Annotated in this window: 23 protein-coding genes; 11 read left to right on the top strand and 12 right to left on the bottom strand. The window is 37.3% G+C overall.

The window, feature by feature from the left end; translation table 11 throughout:
* Positions 1–44 precede the first annotated feature (44 nt).
* Together tnaA and tnaC are read right to left on the bottom strand one after the other, a co-directional pair.
* On the bottom strand, positions 45–1,460 hold the full coding sequence (tnaA, locus tag K7G93_RS08830) for a tryptophanase (RefSeq protein ID WP_049215778.1): 1,416 nt from the start codon (positions 1,458–1,460) through the stop codon (positions 45–47).
* Between the two features lie 94 nt (positions 1,461–1,554).
* A complete protein-coding gene (gene tnaC / locus K7G93_RS10495) occupies positions 1,555–1,632 on the bottom strand; it encodes a tryptophanase leader peptide (protein ID WP_223668404.1) in 78 nt (25 codons plus the stop codon).
* A gap of 402 nt (positions 1,633–2,034) precedes the next feature.
* Here tnaC and K7G93_RS08825 point away from each other — a divergent pair, with 402 nt between their 5' ends.
* The 3 genes from K7G93_RS08825 to K7G93_RS08815 are packed head-to-tail and all read left to right on the top strand — an operon-like array spanning position 2,035 to position 5,440.
* Complete coding sequence (locus K7G93_RS08825; protein WP_115323360.1) at positions 2,035–2,289, top strand: oxaloacetate decarboxylase subunit gamma; 255 nt, start codon at positions 2,035–2,037, stop codon at positions 2,287–2,289.
* Between the two features lie 18 nt (positions 2,290–2,307).
* Positions 2,308–4,125, top strand: a complete 1,818-nt coding sequence (gene oadA, locus K7G93_RS08820) for a sodium-extruding oxaloacetate decarboxylase subunit alpha (protein WP_226690915.1) — start codon at positions 2,308–2,310, stop codon at positions 4,123–4,125.
* Between the two features lie 10 nt (positions 4,126–4,135).
* Positions 4,136–5,440: a sodium ion-translocating decarboxylase subunit beta gene (locus tag K7G93_RS08815; protein WP_049215784.1), complete on the top strand. Its 1,305-nt coding sequence runs from the start codon at positions 4,136–4,138 to the stop codon at positions 5,438–5,440.
* 69 nt (positions 5,441–5,509) lie between these two features.
* Here the strand turns inward: K7G93_RS08815 and lysA are convergent, their stop codons facing one another.
* Both lysA and lptM read right to left on the bottom strand, forming a co-directional pair.
* The gene (gene lysA, locus K7G93_RS08810; RefSeq protein WP_049215785.1) at positions 5,510–6,760 is read right to left on the bottom strand and encodes a diaminopimelate decarboxylase; all 1,251 of its coding nucleotides are present in this window, start codon (positions 6,758–6,760) and stop codon (positions 5,510–5,512) included.
* A 10-nt stretch (positions 6,761–6,770) separates the two neighbouring features.
* On the bottom strand, positions 6,771–6,887 hold the full coding sequence (gene lptM / locus K7G93_RS08805; RefSeq protein WP_115323358.1) for an LPS translocon maturation chaperone LptM: 117 nt from the start codon (positions 6,885–6,887) through the stop codon (positions 6,771–6,773).
* A 122-nt stretch (positions 6,888–7,009) separates the two neighbouring features.
* Between lptM and cyaY the strand changes: the two genes are divergently transcribed.
* From cyaY to recQ, 3 genes are read left to right on the top strand one after another with little or no spacing between them, the layout of a single operon-like run.
* Positions 7,010–7,318, top strand: coding sequence for an iron donor protein CyaY (cyaY, locus tag K7G93_RS08800; RefSeq protein WP_049215787.1), 309 nt, complete (start codon positions 7,010–7,012; stop codon positions 7,316–7,318).
* Positions 7,319–7,327: 9 nt separating this feature from the next.
* On the top strand, positions 7,328–8,188 hold the full coding sequence (pldA, locus tag K7G93_RS08795; protein ID WP_373316109.1) for a phospholipase A: 861 nt from the start codon (positions 7,328–7,330) through the stop codon (positions 8,186–8,188).
* The gene (gene recQ, locus K7G93_RS08790) at positions 8,178–10,073 is read left to right on the top strand and encodes a DNA helicase RecQ (RefSeq protein ID WP_228400362.1); all 1,896 of its coding nucleotides are present in this window, start codon (positions 8,178–8,180) and stop codon (positions 10,071–10,073) included. The genes pldA and recQ overlap by 11 nt, the downstream gene beginning before the upstream one ends.
* A gap of 82 nt (positions 10,074–10,155) precedes the next feature.
* Here the strand turns inward: recQ and K7G93_RS08785 are convergent, their stop codons facing one another.
* The 6 genes from K7G93_RS08785 to K7G93_RS08760 form a co-directional block, all read right to left on the bottom strand.
* The gene (locus K7G93_RS08785) at positions 10,156–12,606 is read right to left on the bottom strand and encodes a TonB-dependent receptor (protein WP_226690917.1); all 2,451 of its coding nucleotides are present in this window, start codon (positions 12,604–12,606) and stop codon (positions 10,156–10,158) included.
* A 207-nt stretch (positions 12,607–12,813) separates the two neighbouring features.
* Positions 12,814–13,629, bottom strand: coding sequence for a shikimate 5-dehydrogenase (locus K7G93_RS08780; RefSeq protein ID WP_226690918.1), 816 nt, complete (start codon positions 13,627–13,629; stop codon positions 12,814–12,816).
* Positions 13,630–13,692: 63 nt separating this feature from the next.
* Positions 13,693–14,478: a serine O-acetyltransferase gene (gene cysE, locus K7G93_RS08775; RefSeq protein WP_049215793.1), complete on the bottom strand. Its 786-nt coding sequence runs from the start codon at positions 14,476–14,478 to the stop codon at positions 13,693–13,695.
* A 27-nt stretch (positions 14,479–14,505) separates the two neighbouring features.
* Positions 14,506–15,519 carry an NAD(P)H-dependent glycerol-3-phosphate dehydrogenase gene (gene gpsA, locus K7G93_RS08770; protein WP_049215795.1) on the bottom strand — a complete coding sequence of 338 codons (1,014 nt, stop codon included), beginning with the start codon at positions 15,517–15,519 and terminating at the stop codon, positions 14,506–14,508.
* A gap of 106 nt (positions 15,520–15,625) precedes the next feature.
* A complete protein-coding gene (secB, locus tag K7G93_RS08765) occupies positions 15,626–16,144 on the bottom strand; it encodes a protein-export chaperone SecB (RefSeq protein WP_226690919.1) in 519 nt (172 codons plus the stop codon).
* Positions 16,145–16,171: 27 nt separating this feature from the next.
* Positions 16,172–16,612: a rhodanese-like domain-containing protein gene (locus tag K7G93_RS08760; protein WP_049215798.1), complete on the bottom strand. Its 441-nt coding sequence runs from the start codon at positions 16,610–16,612 to the stop codon at positions 16,172–16,174.
* A gap of 218 nt (positions 16,613–16,830) precedes the next feature.
* Between K7G93_RS08760 and K7G93_RS08755 the strand changes: the two genes are divergently transcribed.
* Positions 16,831–18,144, top strand: a complete 1,314-nt coding sequence (locus tag K7G93_RS08755; protein ID WP_049215870.1) for an anaerobic C4-dicarboxylate transporter — start codon at positions 16,831–16,833, stop codon at positions 18,142–18,144.
* 102 nt (positions 18,145–18,246) lie between these two features.
* On the opposite strand, the gene K7G93_RS08750 is transcribed toward K7G93_RS08755, so the two are convergent.
* On the bottom strand, positions 18,247–19,746 hold the full coding sequence (locus K7G93_RS08750; RefSeq protein WP_226690920.1) for a helicase HerA-like C-terminal domain-containing protein: 1,500 nt from the start codon (positions 19,744–19,746) through the stop codon (positions 18,247–18,249).
* Positions 19,747–19,927: 181 nt separating this feature from the next.
* On the opposite strand from K7G93_RS08750, the gene glpE reads away from it, so the two are divergent.
* Positions 19,928–20,251, top strand: coding sequence for a thiosulfate sulfurtransferase GlpE (gene glpE, locus K7G93_RS08745; RefSeq protein ID WP_115323352.1), 324 nt, complete (start codon positions 19,928–19,930; stop codon positions 20,249–20,251).
* Here glpE and K7G93_RS08740 read toward each other — a convergent pair.
* Positions 20,248–20,559 (bottom strand): DUF5389 domain-containing protein, encoded by a 312-nt coding sequence (locus tag K7G93_RS08740; protein ID WP_226690921.1) that lies wholly within the window; start codon positions 20,557–20,559, stop codon positions 20,248–20,250. The genes glpE and K7G93_RS08740 overlap by 4 nt on opposite strands.
* A gap of 102 nt (positions 20,560–20,661) precedes the next feature.
* Here K7G93_RS08740 and K7G93_RS08735 point away from each other — a divergent pair, with 102 nt between their 5' ends.
* The 3 genes from K7G93_RS08735 (at position 20,662) to K7G93_RS08725 (ending at position 23,338) form a co-directional block, all read left to right on the top strand.
* A complete protein-coding gene (locus K7G93_RS08735) occupies positions 20,662–21,486 on the top strand; it encodes a YadA C-terminal domain-containing protein (RefSeq protein ID WP_160531600.1) in 825 nt (274 codons plus the stop codon).
* Positions 21,487–21,641: 155 nt separating this feature from the next.
* The gene (locus K7G93_RS08730; RefSeq protein WP_226690922.1) at positions 21,642–22,517 is read left to right on the top strand and encodes a rhomboid family intramembrane serine protease; all 876 of its coding nucleotides are present in this window, start codon (positions 21,642–21,644) and stop codon (positions 22,515–22,517) included.
* A 62-nt stretch (positions 22,518–22,579) separates the two neighbouring features.
* Positions 22,580–23,338, top strand: a complete 759-nt coding sequence (locus K7G93_RS08725) for a DeoR/GlpR family transcriptional regulator (RefSeq protein ID WP_049215805.1) — start codon at positions 22,580–22,582, stop codon at positions 23,336–23,338.
* The last annotated feature ends 26 nt before the right edge of the window (positions 23,339–23,364 follow it).

The following is a 23,364-nucleotide window of genomic DNA, read 5'->3' as shown; positions in this document are numbered from 1 at the left end:
AATGAAAAATGCAGTTTCTGTTTTCAGAAACTGCATTAAGTTTTTTATACTTCTTTTAAGCGTGCCGTAAAGTGACGCAACACTTTTGGCTCATAAGTAAAGGTTAGCCCTTTAATATTTTCTGCATTTTCTTTTACCTGCTTAAATGCCTCAATAATAAAGTCCATATGTGTCTGCGTATAGGTTGCACGCGGTACAGTTAAACGCAATAACTCAGCTGGGCAAGGAAGTTGTTTACCCGTTTTTGGATCACGCCCTAATAAGAATGAGCCAATTTCTACCGCACGAATACCTGCTACTTTATAGAGTTCACATGCTAATGCCTGAGCAGGGAATTGATCAGCTGGAATATGCGGTAATAATTTACCTGCATCGACGAATGCCGCGTGTCCACCTGGCTGTTGACAAACAACACCTATTTCTTCTAAACCATTCACTAAGTATTCTATTTGATTAATACGATAAGCTAACCAATCTTGACGCATACCATCACGTAGACCTACTGCTAAGCGCTCCATAGCACCGCCCTCTAAACCACCATAAGTTGGGAAGCCTTCTTGTACTACACAAAGCGTACGACATTCGTTATACACATCTTCCATTCGTTTATCTTTGAAACACAATAGCCCCCCCATAGGTACCATCGCATCTTTCTTCGCAGACATTGCTAATGCATCAGCATACTTATAACTTTCATAAGTAATTTGTTCAATTGTCCACTCTTTATAACCTGCTTCACGTTGTTGAATAAAATATGCATTTTCTGCAAAACGTGCAGAGTCCATAATTACAGGAATATCGTATTTCTGTGCAATTTCATACATCGCACGCATATTTGCAAGTGATACAGGTTGACCACCTGCTGAGTTACAAGTAATCGTACAAACAATATAAGGTACATTTTCTGGACCAACTTCTTTAATACCTTGTTCAAGTTTTTCTAAATCGAAATCCCCTTTAAAATCCGCATTGACACTGGTATCAAACGCATCTTTAGTATAAACGTTACGAACTGTAGCGCCATTGATTTGACTATGACCTTGTGTAGTATCAAAGAAATAATTGGAGAAAACCACCATTTTACTGCGATCTAAGCCTTTTTCTTGCTCACGTTTTTTAATTAATACAGGAATATAAATTTGTTCCGCACCACGCCCTTGGTGAGTAGGAATCGTATATTCATAGCCAAAAATCTCTTTCACTGCATTAGCAAGAGCATAGTAACTGCGACTACCACTATAAGCCTCGTCTCCACGTAACATGGCTGCCTGCATTTCTTGTGTGACAGCACCAGTACCACTATCCGTTAATAAATCAATAAACACATCTTCACTATCTAATAAAAATGGGTTCATACCTGCTTTTAAAATTGCTTCATCACGATATGCACGTGTTGTTCTTTTTACAGGCTCAATAACACGAATACGAAATGGTTCTGGTAAATGTTTGAAGTTTTCCATAATAAAATCCTTAAAATTGAGATAAACAATATCTAAGAATAAATAGGCATTTATTCTTTATCTTAAATTGAGTAAATAAATGAAAAATTGAGGATTAGAACATTATGGGAAAAAAGAATGATAATTTTGGATCGACAATAATCCAAACTTGATTAGGTGATAAAATTGACATCATAAAATTATCCTTTTGTTTAGTAAAAGATAACAGCTTATGGTTGAGAATGAATCTCGGTTGTAAATTAACCACTAATGATTAATTTGTCATCACTAAAATATAAGAGTTGTGAGTCTAATCACAAAAATAATAGACTATAAAATAAAAATATTTCCTCAGAGTAAAATACAATATAAAAGCAAAACTCTTTTTATTTCAAAAGAATATAACCAACCAGAAATAATATTCTTAAATAGCATAAGGAATAATTTGTGACATCAATCATGTGTAAATTTTGACCTAGACCAATAAAACTTGGATTAAATTAACCGCTCTTCTTTTTTGTGACCCATATCAAACTTTTTCTACGCAAAAAGAAGTAATATTCCACATTATTATTTAAAAAAAAGGAGTCTTAAAATGACAAATGCAGAACTTCTGCAAGAAGGCTTAAATCTGATGTTTGCTGGTGTAGGATTTGTAATGCTATTTTTATTTATCCTGATTTACGCTATTGAACTCATGTCTAAGTTGGTCAATCGTTTCTTTCCAGAACCTGTTTCAACTCCCACAACAAAAACAACAACACAATCAGATACTCACGATTTAGCACATTTACGTCCTGCTATCATCGCAGCGGTCATACATCACCGTCGCCAACAAGGACTCAAATAACTTAAAAGGAAATAAAAAATGACTACTCAAAACAAAAAAATTGCTATTACTGATGTCGTATTACGCGATGCTCATCAATCTCTTTTCGCAACGCGTATGCGCCTTGATGACATGTTGCCAATCGCACATGAGCTTGATCAAATTGGTTACTGGTCACTTGAGGCATGGGGTGGAGCAACTTTTGATGCCTGTATTCGTTTTTTAGGCGAAGATCCTTGGGTGCGTTTGCGTGAGCTAAAACAAGCAATGCCAAATACACCATTACAAATGCTATTGCGTGGTCAAAATTTATTAGGCTATCGCCATTATGCCGACGATGTGGTTGATCGCTTTGTAGAGCGCTCTGTAAAAAATGGTATGTCAGTCTTCCGCGTATTTGATGCCATGAATGACCCACGTAATATGAAACAAGCATTACAAGCAGTAAAACGTAATGGAGGACATGCACAAGGCACATTAAGTTATACCACAAGTCCAGTACATAATTTAGAAACTTGGTTAAATATTACTGAACAACTATTAGAAATCGGGGTAGATTCTGTTGTCATTAAAGATATGTCTGGTATCTTAACACCAGTAGAAGCCTATAAATTAGTGAGCGAAATCAAACAACGCTATGATGTTCAGCTTCATTTACATTGCCATGCAACCACAGGTATGGCAGAAATGGCGTTACTCAAAGCAGTAGAGGCAGGTATTGATGGTATTGACACATCAATTTCTTCGATGAGTGGTACTTACGGTCACCCATCAACCGAAGCATTGGTAGCTACATTACAAGGCACACAATATGATACAGGATTAGATATTAATAAACTTGAACATATTGCGGCTTATTTCCGTGAAGTCCGTAAAAAATATGCCAAATTCGAGGGGCAGCTTAAAGGCTCAGATAGCCGTATTCTAGTAGCACAAGTGCCAGGTGGGATGTTAACTAACTTAGAAAGTCAATTAAAACAGCAAAATGCCTCTGATAAGCTTGATGAGGTCTTAAAAGAAATTCCTCGCGTACGTGAAGATTTAGGCTTTATTCCACTAGTTACCCCAACTTCGCAAATTGTCGGTACACAAGCGGTGATCAACGTATTAATGGGCGAACGCTACAAAACAATAGCTAAAGAAACTGCGGGTATTTTAAAAGGCGAATACGGTCGTACACCTGCACCAGTTAATGCTGAATTACAAGCGAAAGTACTCGATGGCGCACAAGCAATCACTGATCGTCCTGCGGATCATATTGCACCAGAAATGGACAAATTAGCCGATGAAATTAAACAACAAGCAAAAGAAAAAGGTATCAAGCTTGCTGAAAATGAAATCGATGATGTCCTTATTGTGGCTCTCTTCCCTCAAATTGGTTGGAAATTCCTTGAAAATCGTGGTAATCCAGATGCCTTCGAGCCAGCACCAACATTAGAAACAGCGAAACCAGTAGAAAAACCAACGGCACCAACAACAAAAGCCGCTGCGAGTACTGGTCCTGCTGTATATACTGTGGAATTAGAAGGTAAATCATTCGTAGTGAAAGTGACTGATGGTGGTGAGGTAAGCGATATTACACCAACCACACCAGCGCAACCAACACCACAGGTTGTACATCAGCCTACTCCAGCGGCTACTAGTGGCACACCTGTCAATGCACCAATGGCGGGTAATATCTGGAAAGTGGTCGCAAAAGAAGGTCAACAAGTTGCGGAAGGAGAAGTGTTATTGATTTTAGAAGCAATGAAAATGGAAACAGAAATTCGTGCAAGCCAAGCTGGTACAGTACAAAGCATTAGCGTAAAAGCCGGTGATACAGTTGCTGTTGGTGACACGCTAATGACATTAAGCTAACGAGGTTGTTATGGAAAGTATTCTTTCATTATTGCGGGGCATGGGAATTATGCATCTTGAGTTAGGTCAAGCATTAATGATGCTGATCAGCTTAGTGCTACTCTGGCTCGCCATTGCACGAAAATTTGAGCCTTTATTGCTGTTACCAATTGGCTTCGGTGGACTGTTGTCAAATATCCCTGAAGCAGGGCTAGCGATGAGTGCTTTAGATAATTTATTGCATTCAGGCAATACTGAACAGCTAGCAATTGTAGCAGCAAAACTCAATACAATAGCGGATCCTGAAGCAATTAAGTTAGCAATAACTAATGCACTACCTTCTGTCCAAAATGAATTAGAAGTGATGGCAGGTGACATGGGATATACTGCAGGTGTATTAGCTTTATTCTATAAAGTTGCTATCGGCTATGGCGTTGCCCCTCTCATTATCTTTATGGGTGTTGGTGCTATGACTGATTTTGGTCCATTACTTGCTAATCCACGTACATTATTACTTGGTGCAGCAGCTCAGTTTGGTATTTTTGCAACCATCATCGGTGCATTATTATTAAACTGGACAGGGCTCATCAGCTTTACCTTACCACAGGCTGCAGCAATTGGGATCATTGGTGGAGCTGACGGTCCAACCGCTATTTACCTTTCAAGTAAACTCGCACCTGAATTATTAGGTGCTATTGCGGTTGCTGCTTATTCTTATATGGCATTAGTACCTCTTATTCAACCACCAATAATGAAGGCACTGACAACTAAAGCCGAACGTAAAATTCGCATGGTACAACTACGTGATGTAAGTAATCGTGAGAAAATTTTATTCCCAATTGTGTTAGTCACTCTCGTTGCATTATTGTTACCTGATGCAGCACCATTACTTGGTATGTTCTGCTTTGGTAACTTATTACGTACTAGCGGGGTAGTAGAACGTCTAAATGATACCGCACAAAATGCGTTAATCAATATTGTGACAATTTTCCTCGGCTTATCTGTGGGTTCAAAATTAGTTGCGGATAAATTCCTCCAACCACAAACATTAGGCATATTACTGCTAGGTGTTGTTGCTTTTGCTATTGGGACAGCAAGTGGTATCTTGATGGCAAAATTGATGAACAAAATCTGCAAATACCCAATTAACCCATTAATTGGTGCTGCTGGTGTATCGGCTGTACCAATGGCAGCACGCGTTGCGAATAAAATTGGCTTAGAAGAAGATCACCAAAACTTCTTACTCATGCATGCTATGGGACCGAACGTTGCAGGCGTTATTGGTTCAGCAATCGCTGCTGGAGTGATGTTAAAATATGTTTCAGCAATGATGTAACATATAAAAAAGATCAAAGAGCGGTTAACATCTAAAAAATGTTAACCGCTCTTTTTTATCTTTGTTGACTTAAGGCAAGAGTTGTTCCAGCGCCCATAATTCATCTAATCTTTCACGACGACGAATGAGGTGAACTCTATCACCATCTACCATGACTTCTGCTGTACGCGAACGTGAATTATAATTTGATGACATACTTGCCCCATAAGCACCTGCTGAACGTTGTGCGAGGTAGTCACCTTCAGCGATCGCTAACTCCCGTTCTTTGCCTAAAAAATCTGAGGTTTCACAAATTGGTCCAACGACATCATATATCTGTTTTTCTCGTACTAAAGTGCGGTCAACTTCAATGATATTCATATATGCCTGATATAAAGCTGGACGAATCATATCATTCATACCTGCATCAACAATTGCAAAATGACGGCTTTCATTACTTTTTATGTACTCCACTTTTGTGACTAAAATTCCAGCATTTGCAGTAATAGCACGCCCGGGCTCTAAAATGATCTCAAGATCTTTATAGGCTTGTAATTTCTCTAATAATGCTGAGGCATATTCTGTTGGATGTGGTGGCATCTCATCTGTATAAGTCACGCCTAAACCACCACCTAAGTCCAAATGTTTAAGAGAAATACCATCTTGTTTTAACTGTTCCATTAACACAATTAAACGATCAGCCGCATCAAGAAAAGGCTGTAATTCAGTTAGCTGAGAACCAATGTGGCAATCCATACCTGTAATTTGAATATGTGGTAACTGACTTGCTAAACGATAAACTTCACGAGCTTGCTCAACACTCACCCCAAATTTATTTTCTTTTAAACCTGTTGAAATATAGGGATGTGTGCGTGCATCGACATCAGGATTTACGCGTAATGAAATGGGGGCAATTTTACCCATTTCAGCAGCAACTTGGTTGATACGTCGTAATTCGGCAAGAGACTCCACATTAAAACAACGAATTCCAACTTCTAAAGCGCGAGCAATTTCAGTATGCGTCTTAGCTACACCAGAAAAGACCACTTTACTGGCATCACCACCTGCTGCTAATACTCGCTCCAATTCACCTTGTGATACAATATCAAACCCCGATCCTAGACGAGCCATCACATTTAAAAGTGCAATATTGGGATTAGATTTGACAGCGAAACAAATTAAATGTGGATGATCACCTAACGCTTTATCAAAAGCATGCCAATGACGTTCTAAGGTTGCACGCGAATAAATATAAAGTGGTGTACCAAATTGATTAGCAATTTCTTGGACAGATATGTTTTCTGCCATTAATTGCTGTGCCTGATATTGAAAATAATCCATTGCTTACCTGCTATTTTACTGTGTCTTGTTGTGTTTTTTCTGGAAAATAAAGAGGTCCTTTTACACCACAACTTACAGTTAAGACACAAAGCGCAGTTAAGACGAAAGCGGAAACCCATTTTTTCATTTTATTATCCTTTATTGTTGACATTGACAACACTTTTTACCATTAAATCTCCCTTTGTGCTATCACAATAATACGAAAATCTTTATAATCTTTATTTTTAGCACGATGAATAAGAGGAATTTATGAACATTACGGAATTTCATCAAAATATTGAGCAAGTTTGGGCGACAATTGAAGAACAATTAGAAACACAAGATTGCGATGTAGATTGTGATACACAAGGTTCTGTTTTTAGCATCACCTTTGAAGATCGCAGTCAAATTGTTATCAATAAACAAGAACCATTATTAGAATTATGGCTCGCCAGTCGCGTTGGTGGATTCCATTTTAGTTTTAAAAACAATGAATGGGTGAGTAGTGATGGCAAAAAATTTTGGGATTGTTTAGAACAGGCTTGTGCGGCGCATGGAGAATCTGTGCATTTTCGCTAAGGATAAAGCATGAAAATCAAACAAAAATGGCTCCTTTTCACTGGTGTATTCAGTGTCATTTTCAGTACAACGACCTTAGCACAAGGTACAGAAAAGTTTCGTCCTTATCAAAGCAAAACACAAGTGCTACTAACAAAATCAGATGATTTTGTGGGTCTGTTGGGCTATGAAGAAAACTATTTAATGGCAACTTATTCGAACGGTAACTTTCAAAAAAAAGATAAGACACGTAAAGATGAAATTAAGTTTAAAATTAGTTTAGCATTGCCACTTTGGCGTGGTATTTTGGGAAAAAACTCTGTATTAGCAGCTTCTTATACACAAAAATCGTGGTTTCAACTAAGTAATGTCGATGACTCATCTCCATTTAGAGAAAGTAATTACGAGCCACAACTTTTTCTAGCGTGGAAAACGCATCATCTCCTCCCCTTAGGTTGGGAAATGCAAGATATCGAAACGGGTATTAATCACCAATCAAATGGTCGTAACGATCGCGAAAAATTATCACGCAGTTGGAATCGTATTTATGCGCGTATGTCAGCTACAAAAGGCAACTGGACAATAGAAATTAAACCTTGGTGGCGGCTTCCTGAAAAAGCCAAAACAGATGGTAATCCTGATATCAGTCGATATCGAGGCTATGCTGACTTGGCTGTAGGATATTATTACCAAAATCATCAAATAAAACTATCAGGACATTATAATCCAACGTCTAACAAAGGTGGTTTAGAGGCAAGCTATAGCTATCCAATCACTAAAAATATTCGTTTCTATACTCAGTATTATACAGGCTATGGTGAATCTTTAGTCGATTATCAAAAAAATATTCAACGTATTGGTATAGGTATTTCATTAAATAATGTGTTCTAATGAAGTGCAACAACATATAACAAAAAGTGCGGTCGATTTTAATCAAATTGCGTTAAAACGGACCGCACTTGATGTCTTACATTCTGTTTTTGGTTATCAACATTTCCGACTTGGACAAGAAGAAGTCATCAATGCGACATTACAAGGTAAAGATAGCTTCGTCATTATGGCAACAGGTAATGGCAAATCATTATGCTATCAAATTCCCGCTTTATGTTTTGAGGGCTTAACATTAGTCATTTCACCACTCATTTCATTAATGAAAGACCAAGTCGATCAACTACTTGCTAATGGTATTGAGGCAGATTATCTCAATTCGAGCCAAACATTCTCTGAACAACAAGCTGTGCACAATAAGATCATGTCAGGTCGCTTAAAACTCTTATATGTCTCGCCTGAAAAAGTAATGACTAACAGCTTTTTTCATTTAATATCCCATTGTCAGGTGAGTTTTGTTGCAATTGATGAAGCACATTGCATTTCACAATGGGGCCATGATTTTCGCCCTGAATATAGCCAATTAGGTGGTTTAAAAAGCTGTTTTCCTAACGCACCAATTATGGCATTAACTGCAACCGCTGATCATGCCACACGTAAAGACATCCTCTTACACCTCAACTTGCATGATCCCTACATATACATTGGTAGTTTTGATCGTCCTAATATTCGTTATACCTTGGTCGAAAAATACAAACCAATGGAACAATTATGCCGTTTTGTGTTAGCACAAAAAGGGAAAAGCGGTATTATCTATTCTAATAGCCGTAACAAAGTGGAAAGAATTGCAGAAAGTCTTAGGAACAAAGGTATATCTGCTCAAGCCTATCATGCGGGATTGGAAGCAAGTCAGCGTGAACAAGTCCAACGAGCTTTTCAACGTGATAATGTACAAGTCGTTGTTGCAACAATTGCATTTGGTATGGGTATCAATAAATCGAATGTACGTTTTGTTGCACATTTTGATTTACCTCGTAGCATTGAAGCTTACTATCAAGAAACTGGGCGTGCTGGGCGTGATGATTTACCTGCTGAAGCGGTACTATTTTATGAACCAGCGGATTATGCTTGGTTGCATAAAATTTTATTAGAAAAGCCCGATACGCCACAGCGTCAAATTGAGGCGATGAAATTACAAGCTATTGGTGAATTTGCGGAAAGTCAAACTTGTCGCCGTTTAGTCTTACTCAATTATTTTGGTGAACACCATCAAATACCTTGTCAAAATTGTGATATTTGTTTAGATCCACCAAAACAATATGATGCTTTAATTGATGCACAAAAAGTCATGTCTACTATCTATCGCGTAGGGCAACGATTTGGTATGCATTACATCATCGCCATTTTACGCGGCCTAAATAATCAAAAAATCAAAGATAATGGTCATGAAACATTAAGCGTTTACGGTATTGGTAAAGAAAAAAGTGCAGAGCATTGGCAATCAGTGATTCGCCAGCTGATTCATTTAGGCTTAGTAAAACAAGTTCTTGATCATTTCAATACGACATTGCAATTAACAGAAAATGCAAAACCTTTCTTACGTGGTGAACGACCTCTTCAACTTGCTATGCCTCGTATCTCTTCATTACAAGCAGCTATCGCACCACAAAAAAATGCCCATAATCATTACGATAAAGATCTGTTTGCTCGTCTACGCTTCTTACGCAAACAAATTGCCGATAAAGAAAATATTCCATCATACATTGTATTTAATGATGCAACCTTACAAGAAATGGCCCAATACCAACCAACTACTAAAGCTGAAATGCTTGAGATAAATGGCATAGGTGCCATCAAACTAGAACGCTTTGCTCAACCTTTTATACAACTTATCAAATCACATAAAGAAACACGTCAAAAGAATAGTGTTCCTCTCGTATTAGAATAGAAATACAATTTATCATCATTCATTTATATAAATAAAAAAGCACCACTTATTAAGTGATGCTTTTTTTCTCATGAAATAATGATTAGAAATTCACATTCAAACCAATTACAAAATTACGTCCCATTTGTGGAACAAAAGATTGAAATGACGAATGTGAATAAACACGACGATTCAATAAATTATTGCCTTGAATAAAGAATTGATAATTCACTGCAGCTAAATTATTCGCATATTCTAAACCTGCATTTAACATACTGTGCGCAGCCGTTTGATTTTCTCTTGGTGCAACTTTATGTTGTTTATACACATAAATATATTCCATCGTTCCTGACAAATGATCTGTCAATGCTGAACTTGCACGAACCCCTAAACGTGCAGGCGGTACTCTAGGCGCATCTTGATCTGGCTGTGGCGTTGCAATCAAATTAACATGTAAATCATCGGGCTTGTATGTTGGTGGTAAGTCAAATAATTTACCACGCACATAATCACCAAATATACCAACTGTAGTTTCAGGTGTAATCGCATAATCAATACGTCCTTCTGCGCCATAATATTTTGCCTGAGATTGAGTATAACGAGTTTGAGTCAAGTTTCCTTCTCGGCGTAAAATCTGTGAAAAAATGCGATTTTTAAAACGATAATAATAAACACCCAAATTGTAACTTAATTTTTCGCCTGTATAAGCAAGACTGATCTCCGTATTATTTGAGACTTCTTTTTTAAGATCTTTATTACCATATTTAAATGAGTTTGTCGCTAAATTACGTCCATGGTGATAGAGCTCCATGGCCGTTGGTGATCGCTCATTATGGGAATAAGTTAACATTAATGAATATTCTGGTGCTAAATACCATGTCGTTGATAACGAATATGATGTGGCTCTCTCAGTTCGAGGTGAAAGATCAGGATCATTTACTTTTCTTATTGGTTTTCTCGTATTACTGCCATTACATAAAATCGCGAGAAGACATTTTGAACCATCAGCAAGGCCTTTAGCATCTGCAATTGCAGCTAAATCATATTCAATCGCAATTTTTTGTTTTTCTGTTCTAATTCCCGCTTCAAATAAGAAATCTTTCCAACGGAATTGTTCCATTGCAAAAAAACCAACTTGTTGTAACTCATGTTTTGGTAGAACCCAACCTGATTTACGTTGTTCATCCGTAATTTTAGGGGCACAGCGAGGCTGAATTTTGGGTTTCTGACCATAAGGCACTATCTCATAAAGTAGAGAACATTTAGGGACACGTGGTAAATTCGCACTACTCACTTGTTCTTGGTATTGTACCCCCCATACACCCGTTAATCCATTAAACGGTTCATGGAATAATTCAAGACGTAGGTTATATCCTTTTGCTTTAAATAAATTGACAGGTATTGCACCATCACGCTCATCATGGAAATAATCTGTTGATGAATAATTCAAACGCGCTTTCTCAATATATTTTAGTGGAGATTTTAATTCTGCACGAATATCATAGCGCTTTGACTTAAGTTTCACATAAGGACCAGCCATAGAATGATCATGTGGTACACCATAAGGCTGATCATGGCTAAAACCTGAATCATGTACATGATTATTACCACAGTGAAAGTTATGTGGCTCTGTTAAATCAGCATCACCCATCAAATGTGGATATAAATTTAAATAGTAAGTATTTTTAGCATTTCCTCCCCAAATATGAGGTCCACAACTATCATGTAAATGATTATGCCCAGGAATACCATATTTTTCCGCACGCTCATTATAAGATGCACCTATATACCCCTTAGAGCCGATAAAAGAGAGCCCAAACATATGAGTTTTGGTTTTATTATAAGTATCAGGTGCATACTTAAGTACTTTATCAGATTTAAAATAAGGCACATGATAATCGTTTGAATCACGCCCAAGTCCTTCAAATCGTAAGGCAATATGTTCACCAAGACCAACCGTAATCCCTGCCGTACCTAATTTCTCATGGCTATTAGTGTTATAACGTGTACTCAAATCAATTTCATAACCTTTTTCAGGTAATTTGGTTGGGATTCGTTTATCTACAACATTAATCACTCCAGCTGGCGATGCTGTGGCATAAAGTAGTGTTGAAGCACCTCGTACGATTTCAACTTGCTCTGCTAATAATGTATCCACACCGATTGCATGATCTGGTGAGAGTTGCGACATATCAATCACATCAGAACCGTTTTGTAAAATTTTTAAACGAACCGTCTCTTGTCCCCGAATAATAGGGGCACTAGCACCGCCACCAAATTGGTTACTATGAACGCTCAATTCACCAGCTAATGCATTACCTAATGTGCTTGAATTAGCTTTTAATTTTGTTTTACTCACCACTATATCATTTTGTTTTGGCGCACCAGATAGTGGATCACTAGAAACTGTTGTATTTCGTCCCTGCACACTAATTTCATCAAGTAAAATAACTTCATTATTTAAGTTATTTGAATAAGCCAAATTACTTGCTAATAATGTAGATAAAAAAATTGCTATTGGTTTTAAATTATAGGTATCCCGTTGGTTTTTCATAAAAATCTTTTCTCAGTAAAAATAATAAACAATGAATATCAAGAAAAAAACAGCACCTTATTTTTCTTCAAAAAATAAGATTCGCATATTAACGTCAGAATGAAAAAAAGAAAAGAAAAAACTGATATTTTATTTATCTCAGGCTAAAAAAAGAAAAATGACCATATTTTTAATATGGTCATAAAAAGAAAGAAATACTTTACTCAATTAAACTAATTGACGAGCAAATTCTGCTGCTTCTTTAATAAGATGCTCATCAGGACGTTGTTGAGTGTAGAGTTCAAATTGCTCAACAGCTTGTAATACAATAACTTCTGCGCCAGAAATAGTGTGTTTTCCCTGCTGAGTTGCATACTGAATTAAAGGTGTTTGTTCTGGAGAAGCAACAACATCAAATACAACTTTTGCTTGTTCTATAATAAATGCTGGAAATGCTAATTCATTCACTTCCTTACCACCTTCCATACCTATTGGTGTCGCATTAACTAAAATATCTGCGACTTGATTAACCAACTGATCCAGATATTGATAACCATATAAGCTGGCAAGCATTTTGCCTGTTATTTCATTACGTGAATAAATACTAACATTCTCAAAGCCTTTATGTTTAAATGCAGCGACAACTGCTTTTGCCATTCCACCACTTCCTTGAACAAGCACATGCGCTTGAGGCGATAATTGATATTTTTCAATCAACTTTATAATTGCAATATAATCCGTATTATATGCTTTCAAATAACCATTCTCATTGACAATAGTATTGACCGATTGAATCGCTTGAGCTGATTCAGATATTTCATCAATAAAGGGCATACAGCTTTCTTTGAAAGGCATAGAGACAGCACAACCACGAATTCCTAATGCACGTACACCTTTTATCGCATGCTCAATATCAGCTGTTGTAAATGCTTTATAGATATAATTAAGTGCTAATTTTTCATATAAATAATTATGAAACCTTGTACCAAAATTACCCGGTCTACCTGCTAAGGAAATACAGAGTTTAGTATCTTTATTAATCATTTCTTTTACTCTTGTTGACTAAAAAAGTGCAAAAATAAACCGCACTTTCATATCATTGTATTATTAATTATTATCACCATTAAAGTATTGATTCATTTCAAAAGCAGGTTTTGCTTGTTTATCCCGCCCAATAATCCTTGCAGGTACGCCAGCTGCAGTAGTATATTCTGGCACGGGTTGGATAACGACTGAGTTAGCACCAATTTTTGCATATTTGCCCACTTCAATATTACCAAGAATTTTAGCACCAGCACCAATCATTACTCCTTCACGCACTTTAGGGTGACGATCACCACATTCTTTCCCCGTACCCCCAAGCGTTACACCTTGCAAAATAGAAACATCATTCTCAACGATAGAAGTTTCACCAATCACGATACCTGTTGCATGATCAAACATAATGCCACAACCAATTATTGCGGCTGGGTGAATATCGACATCAAATGCGACTGAAATTTGGTTTTGTAAATAAACGGCTAATGCTTTACGGTTTTGCTGCCACAAATAATGAGTAATACGATAACTTTGTAATGCATGAAAGCCTTTTAAATATAGCAATGGCGTTGACCATAACTCGACTGCGGGATCTCGCTGACGTACAGCACGAATATCGCAAGCGGCACTATCAATAATATCAGGTTGGGCTTGATAAGCCTCTTCAATGATCTCGCGCAATGCAATAGCTGGCATAATAGGATTAGCAAGTTTGTTTGCGAGGATATAACTTAATGCATTCCCCAAATTATGATGTTTTAAAATAGTCGCATGAAAAAAACTGGCTAAAATAGGCTCATTTTCAACGAGCTCTTTAGCCTCCTGACGGATATGATCCCACACTTCTAACGGCATTCTTTTGTCCTTGTTTTATTTCTTCAATTATTCCACTTTACGCTCACGCCCAAGTAACGTTGCTGCAACCTCTTGTGCATTTTTTCCACAGAACAAGACTTGATAAACTTGTTCAGTAATTGGCATTTCGACACCTTGTCGCTGCGAAAGTAAATAGGCTTCTTTTGCGTTGTAAAAACCTTCTACAACTTGACCAATATTATCCATTGCCGTTTGTGCAGCAAAACCCTGACCAAGCATAATGCCAAAGCGACGGTTACGCGATTGATCATCAGTGCAAGTCAACACTAAATCTCCTAATCCAGACATCCCCATAAATGTATTTGGATTTGCACCTAAAGAAGCACCTAAACGGCTAATCTCAGCAATACCACGAGTAATTAATGCGGTTCTCGCGTTAGCACCAAATCCCATCCCATCTGACATCCCTGCACTAATTGCAATCACATTTTTAATCGCGCCACCTAATTGCACCCCTATCATATCTTGATTGATATAGACTCGAAAATGCTTACTACAATGAATACGTGCTTGAAACTCTAAAGCAAATTGTTCGTTATTAGATGCTAATGCAATTGCAGTTGGCAAACCCGCAGCAAGCTCTTTCGCAAATGTCGGTCCTGATAGTACAGCTAATGGATACTGTGTACCAAGTTTCTCCTCAATGACCTCCTGCAATAAACGCCCTGAATTACGTTCTAATCCTTTAGTAGCCCAAGCAATACGATGATCTGGTCGTAAGTGAGGTTTTATGTTATCAATCACCTCACCAAAAACATGGCTTGGGACAACAATTAATAAATCTCGGGAGCGGCTCATTGCACTAGATAAGTCTGCCTCAATATGCAATGCTTCAGGAAAATCGATATGAGGTAAAAAAGCATTATTCTGTCTCTCTTCACTCAAACGCTGCATATGAGCAGGATCATGACCCCAGAGGTAAGTGGGAAATCCATTTCGAGAAAATGCAATAGCCAATGCGGTACCATACGAACCAGCACCAAGCACAGTAATTGGAGAAGTGGCAACAGTTGTATTCATACTTGTACTCCCGAAAAATTATGAAATTGAGTGAGGAAAATAGACATCATCTTAGCTAAAGTAAGTGATAAAATTTCGCTCTCGAAACGAGAGCGAAAGAGATTGATTAATGAACTTCTTTGTTTTCTTCTTCAGTGTTTTGTTCAGCTTGTTGCTCTTGACGTTGTAAATAATCCATAAACAATGCGTCAAAATTCACTGGAGAAAGATTCAATGCCGGGAATGTTCCACGATTAACTAAACTTGAAATCAATTCACGCGCATATGGGAATAACATGCTTGGACATTGTGAAGTTAAACAATGTGCCATTTGCATATCTTCTAGACCACTGATAGTAAACACACCAGCTTGTTTGACTTCACAAATGAATGCGACATCACCAGTGCCTTCCATTGTCGTTTCAACAGAAATGTTTAAACAAACTTCATATAAATCGTCACCGACTTGTTTTGCTTCGGTACTTAAATCAAAACCTAATTTAGGTGCCCAGTCTTGTTGAAAAATATGTGGTAAATTTGGCGCCTCAAACGATACATCTTTGATATAAATACGTTGAATCTGTAATACAGGTTGAACTTCTTGTTCTTGTTCTTCTTTTTCTACTGCTTTATTTTCTTCAGTCATTGTTAAGTCCTTATGATTTAATGAGTTTTATTTTTTAATTAAAGGTAAATTTGCAGCACGCCATCCCGAGATCCCCTCTTTTAAAGTATAAACTTGGTTAAAACCCTGTTTAACGAGTAAATCAGCAGATGTGCTTGCACTCATACCTGTTGCACACACTAAAATAACAGGTGTGTCTTTATGTTGATTAATCTTACCCACATTATTCTTTTTAATTTCTGCTGGTAAAATATTGAGACTATTAATAATGTGGCCATGAGCAAATTCGTCTATTGAGCGTAAATCCACTACAACCGCATCTTGATTATTCATTAAACTTACCGCTTCTGCGTTAGTAACCACTTTCACTTTAGAAGTAAAGTCTTTAATAAAAGTATAAATGACTGTAAAAAATACCATTACCCAAGCCAATACCATTAATGTATGATTTTGGGCAAAGTCTTTTGCCATTGGAATAAATTCTTGCATTTTTTTCTCAGTATTAGGTTTTAAAATAGGGTTCTAAGTATAACCGTAGTTTCTTCATCTTTCAAAGAAAGTATTCAAATTTTAATTGATCTATATTATAGATAGCCTACCTATTTATTGCTATATTAACCACAATTTTATACGTAGTATGTATATTATCTATTCGTTTATTGTCTTAACTTTTATCTAAACTAACAGCATACTAAGGATACATTATGATGTTCTTTATTCAATTTGGCATAGTTTTACTATGTATTTTAGTTGGTGCCCGTATTGGTGGTATTGGACTTGGTGTCATGGGGGGATTGGGTCTTGCTATTCTCTCATTTGGTTTTGGCTTAAAACCAGCAGGATTGCCAATCGATGTTATGTTCATGATTATGGCTGTCGTTTCTGCTGCTGCCGCAATGCAAGCATCTGGCGGTTTAGACTATATGATCAAAATCGCAGCACGTATTTTACGTAAAAATCCAAAATATATTACCTTTATGGCCCCAGCCGTCACTTGGACATTTACAGTTTTAGCAGGTACAGGTCACGTAGCTTATTCAGTCCTTCCTGTTATTGCAGAAGTCAGCCGTCATAATGGCATTCGTCCAGAACGCCCATTATCAATGGCTGTAATTGCATCTCAATTTGCTATTGTCGCAAGTCCAATTGCTGCTGCCGTTGTTGCAGTCGTGAATTACTTAGAACCACAAGGCATCACACTTGGTAATGTATTAAGTATCACTATTCCTGCAACAGTATTAGGACTTTTTGCAGCTTGTCTCTTTGTCAATAAAATGGGTAAAGAATTACATGAAGATCCTATTTATTTAGCGAGACTACAAAGCCCTGAATACGCAAAAGAAAGTCAAGCTCAATCAGCTATTGATCAAATTGAAGTGTCTAAATCAGCAAAAGTTTCTGTTGCCATCTTCTTAACAGCAGCATTACTTGTCGTATTAATGGGGACATTCCCAAGCTTACGTCCAGCGTTTGACGGTAAAGCAATGGGCATGGCTCATACAATTGAAATCGTGATGCTATCTGCTGGTGCACTTATTATGTTAGTTTGTAAACCAGATGGTACAGCCGTGACAAAAGGTTCTGTATTCCATGCAGGTATGCGTGCCGTAATCGCTATCTTCGGTATTGCTTGGTTAGGTGATACTTTAATGCAAGCACATATCACTGAAGTCAAAGAAGCCGTGAAATACTTAGTAGAAAGTGCACCTTGGACATTTGCGTTTGCACTCTTTGCCCTCTCTGTATTAGTGAACAGCCAAGGTGCAACAGTAGCAACATTATTCCCACTCGGTATTGCATTAGGCATTCCAGCGCCAATCTTGATTGGTACATTTGTTGCTGTAAACGGTTATTTCTTCATCCCTAACTATGGTCCAATCATTGCCTCAATTGACTTTGATACCACAGGAACAACACGTATCGGTAAATTTATATTTAACCACAGCTTCATGCTACCAGGCTTACTCAGCATGGCATTCAGCTTAGGCTTTGGTTTATTGTTTGCTAATTTATTCCTATAAGTTATCATTCAAAAATAAAAGCGCGTGGTTCAATTGATCCACGCGCTTTTTATGTTCTAATCACAGAAACAAAAGCAGAATATCTGAAAAACAGACCGCACTTTACTTCTTCAATGCGCCCATAATACCACGCATAATTTGTTTCGTGACTTGATTACGAATGTTACGTCCAACAGATTTAGCTACACCACTAACAATTTCCTCAGTCACAGTCAATTTTTCACCACGCTTTTTCGCCCCAAAAAGCATTCGACTTAAGCTGCCCATTAGACCATTTTCTTCTTCAGATTGTGCTTGTTCAGCCTGCTTTTGTGCAACGGCGGCTAAATCCGCTTGATGGCTTAACACTTCAAACGCAGATTCATTATCGATTAGATCACGATAAAATGGATAAATCTCATCATCTTTCACCCAAGCAGCGCGTTCTTCCACTGAAATCGGTTTAAGTTGGCTACGTGGCGGGAAAATATAAGCGATTTCTACTGGTGATGGCATCCCTTTTTCATCTAAGAAAGATACAAGTGCTTGTCCAACGCCTAATGTTGTAATCGTTTCTGTCACATTAATTTTCGGGTTAGTACGGAAGGTTTCTGCTGCTGCTTTAACAGCCTTCTGATCGCGTGGTGTAAAAGCACGCAAAGCATGTTGTACACGATTACCCAATTGTCCCAAAACAGTATCAGGTAAATCTAATGGGTTTTGTGTCACAAAATATACCCCAACGCCTTTAGAGCGGATTAAACGTACAACTTGCTCTACTTTATCCACTAAGACCGCAGGTGCACCATCAAAAAGCAAGTGGGCTTCATCAAAGAACATCACAAATTTTGGTTTCTCTGGATCACCCACTTCAGGTAAAGTTTCAAATAACTCTGCCATTAACCATAATAAAAAAGCACTATACATTTTTGGCGAGTTAATCAATTTTTCTGAATTTAATACATTAATAACACCGCGCCCATCACGGGTTTGCAACCAATCATCTAGATTTAATGCAGGCTCTCCAAATAAATTTGCGGCCCCTTCATTTTCTAACGTTAATAAGGCACGCTGAATCGCCCCCACACTTGCTGCAGAAACATTACCATATTCTAATTGAAAGGTTTTGGCATTATCAGCAACATATTTAAGCATCGCGCGCAAATCTTTTAAATCAATCAGCAATAATCCTTTATCATCTGCTACACGGAAAACTAAATTCAATAATCCCTCTTGTGTCGCATTTAAATTCAGCAAACGAGAAAGCAACAATGGTCCCATTTCAGAAATAGTCGTTCTTAATGGAATGCCCGTTTCACCAAATACGTCCCAAAATGAAACAGGATAGCCGTTCAAATACGCCTCGCCGCCTAATTCAAATTGTGTAATGCGCTCTGCAATTTTGCCTTGAAATTGACCTGCTTTTACTAAGCCTGATAGATCACCTTTCACATCAACTAAAAACACAGGCACGCCATCATCACTAAACGCCTCTGCCATTGTGCGTAATGTGACTGTTTTTCCTGTACCAGTTGCGCCAGCGATCAAACCATGACGGTTTGCCATTTTCGCAGTGATACCAAGTTGTTGCCCTTGTTCCGTTTGTGATAAAAGATATTGCATAAAAGTTGCCCTTAAATAAAAAATAGTGATTGCATAATAAGAAAAAAATGACACTGGGTCAAAAAGTGCAGTCTAAAAATCACGAGCTTCTCACAAATTAATCCCATATAGATACAGTGTTTTTCTTTCGCAATAAAAATGCTATATTGACCAACTTTTAAACATCTTTAAAGAAACACTTATGTCACAATTTTCCGAACTTTCTCCACAACAAGCATGGCAATTAATGCAACAACGTAATGCTGTCTTATTAGATATTCGCAATACGCTTCATTTTGCCGCTGCCCACCCTGAAAATGCCTTTCACTTGACTAACCAAACTTATGGAGAATTTGAGTTGGCGCATGAAGATGATCATCCTGTCATTGTGATTTGTTATCACGGTGTGAGTAGTCGTGGTGCAGCAATGTATTTAATCGAACAAGGTTATACCGAAGTCTATAGTGTGACAGGAGGCTTTGAAGCATGGCAGCGGGCGGGCTTACCTATAAAAACAGTGGGTTAATGAAACCCACTGGCAACATAAAACAAAAGTCCATAAAAAATGACCGCACTTATTATCAATAAATTACGTGCAACTGCATGATTATATTGGTTAATTCGATAAGCAATACGTGCAATAATCGCCAAACCAAAAGGATAAACCCATAAAAAAATTGACATAAATGTCATTTCACTTTCAGTTAAATGAGGGCTTTTGAGTAAATTAGGCGAAATTGTCAACGCCAAAGGCCATAATAATATCGGCAAACAAAATAGCGCAATCGCCCAACTAAACCCACTAAAGCTCGTTTGTATATTTCCTCTACTCATTACTCCCTCTCATAACATATTAATAAATATAACTTTTTATAAAAAAGTGGTATAATCACTGACTCTCAAATCATGGATTATTTATAATAAGGATTATTACAAATGAAACATTCGAAAACTGCCATTTTGGTATCTATTTTCTTATCAAACCACATTTTTGCAGCACCAACAGTTGATTCTACCACCTATGACCCAAACTACCATTTACATGAACTTGATAGCGAATGTAATCATAATAGCTCTGATAGTAATTGCAATCCTTATGGTCTTGGAACTCAGTCAATTTATGGAGAACTAAATAATGTTAATGGTAAAAAACAAAGTGAAAAAATTGATATTTTGGTGGAATATACTAAAGAATTAATGCAAAACGTTTATCTTTTACAAAAACAAGCAAACTCCACAAGTATCAGTGCAGCAGATGCAATAAGCAATATAGAAAAAACTTTAAATACTCATTCTTCAGAAATTGCACATCAAGGGAGCCAAATTAAAGAAAATATCGAAAACCTATCCAATTTCTCACTTGATACTACAGAACAACTCGCTGAAATTACTACAAAGCTCCAACAAAATAATCTTAAGTTTTTACCTGTAAACTATTCTGGTCAATCCTTTTACTTAGATGAAATAAATATCATGAAACAGCTTGATAATAAACTTCAAGCCTTACATCAAAATATTTATAGACTAGATAAAAAAATGAATGCTGGCTTTGCAAGCCAAGCTGCGCTTAGTGGTTTATTCCAACCTGATGCGAATAATACTGTTAATTTTACCGCATCAGTAGGTGGATACCATACCCAAGTTGCACTTGCCGTTGGTATGGGCTATCGCTTCAGTAAAAATGTCGCAACACGTGCTGGGATTGCGGTTAATCCTAATAGCCGTTTGACGTATAATACCGCCATTAATTTTGCATGGTAAACGCATAAAAAACAGCCCAATGAAAACTGGGCTGTTTCCTTATATACTGCAATATAAAAAGAGTTGACTCCTCTCATCGTTATTCTAATTAATCATTTTTATTTTAAATCACCTCCGATTACAATGGCACCATGCAATAAAATAAGGAATACAAAATGCAATATCTATTTGGCAGCGAAATCTCACTTTTAGCGTTTCGTTTTCGTGACTATATTCGTGCACAATTTTCTGTTGAAGTAGAACTCCGTGAGGTTCAAGACCAAAAAGGAAAACGAATTGAGCTTTTCGTTGATGAAAACTCACCTCATCTTCAAGCTATTCTGATTGAAAAAGACCAATTTCTCGCTCAGCCTTTTCATAAAAAATACGAGCAAGCTAGTTGGCTCAATGGTGATACGCAATCAAGTCGCTATTCCCTAAAAGCATTTTTAACCCAATCAGGTTTTAAACTAAACAAATTAAAAACACTTGCAAGTACTAGCCAATTCACATTTTTTATCACCTCCCTCTGTCTTGTTATTTATCTTTTACAATTAATCGGATACGAACAATTTATTCTAGAGTGGATGCACTATCCTGAAGACTCACACCAATCTCACCAAATTTGGCGCTATTTTTCTCATACATTAGTGCATTTATCACCAACACATATCACATTTAATTTAGTCTGGTGGTGGCTATTTGGACACACTATTGAACGTTATTTTGGCATAGCAAAACTTTGCCAAATATTCTTTATTGCAGCACTACTCACTGGCGTTGCACAAAATATTGCTTCTGGTCCTTATTTTTTCGGGTTATCTGGCGTAGTTTACGCTGTATTAGGCTACGTTTTTGTATTTGATAAATTACACTCTAAGCAATATTTCAATTTGCCAACAGGATTTTCGATGATGCTAGTACTTGGTATTATTACAGGATTTATTAGCCCTTTTTTTGGTATTGAAATGGGTAACACTGCGCATATTTCAGGTCTAATTATTGGTATGGTGCTCGCATGGCTCACCCCCAAACACACAGTAAAAAGATGATCTGTGTTATAAAATAGACTAAAATGTCAGTGCACTTAACCATAACAAGTGAAAGACACAACATGAAACAATCGATCCGCCATCAAAAAATTGTCGATTTAGTCACACAAAAAGGCTATGTCAGTACAGAAGAACTTGTCGCTTTATTAGATGTCAGCCCACCTACTATCCGTCGTGATTTAAATGAGTTAGCTGAAAAAAATGTTATCCGTCGCCACCATGGAGGAGCGGCATCTCCTTCTACCGCAGAAAATAGTGATTACGCTGACCGTAAGCACTTCTTTTTAAAAGGGAAAAATTGTATTGCACAACAAGTCGCAAACTTGATTCCCAACGGTGCTTCTTTATTTATTGATATAGGTACGACTCCAGAGGCTGTTGCGAATGCCCTATTGAATCATCAAAAGTTACGTATCGTCACAAATAATATCAATGCCGCCTACATTTTAATGCAAAATGATACTTTTGATATTATTTTAGCTGGCGGTTCATTACGCCAAGATGGGGGGATTATTGGTGAAGCAACAGTTGCTTTTATTTCACAGTTCCGTTTGGATTTTGGGATTTTGGGTATCAGTGGGATTGATTTAGATGGTTCACTACTGGATTACGATTACCACGAAGTCCAAGTAAAACGCGCAATAATTGAAAGCTCGCGTAAAACATTTTTGGTCACAGATCATTCTAAATTTTCACGTCGAGCCATGGTTCGTTTAGGTTCTATCGCAGATGTAGAGCATGTGTTCACAGATGCGAATCCACCTGATCCGATTTTGGAAATTTTAAAAGCTAACCATGTTAAATTGCATATTTGTCAATAAAATCTGTAAAAAAGGGGGCAATTGCC

It is taken from the genome of Pasteurella canis, assembly GCF_020810675.1.
Classification (GTDB): Bacteria; Pseudomonadota; Gammaproteobacteria; order Enterobacterales; family Pasteurellaceae; genus Pasteurella; species Pasteurella canis.
Note: the sequence above shows the minus strand (reverse complement) of the source record. Positions and strands in the feature narration are given on the sequence as shown.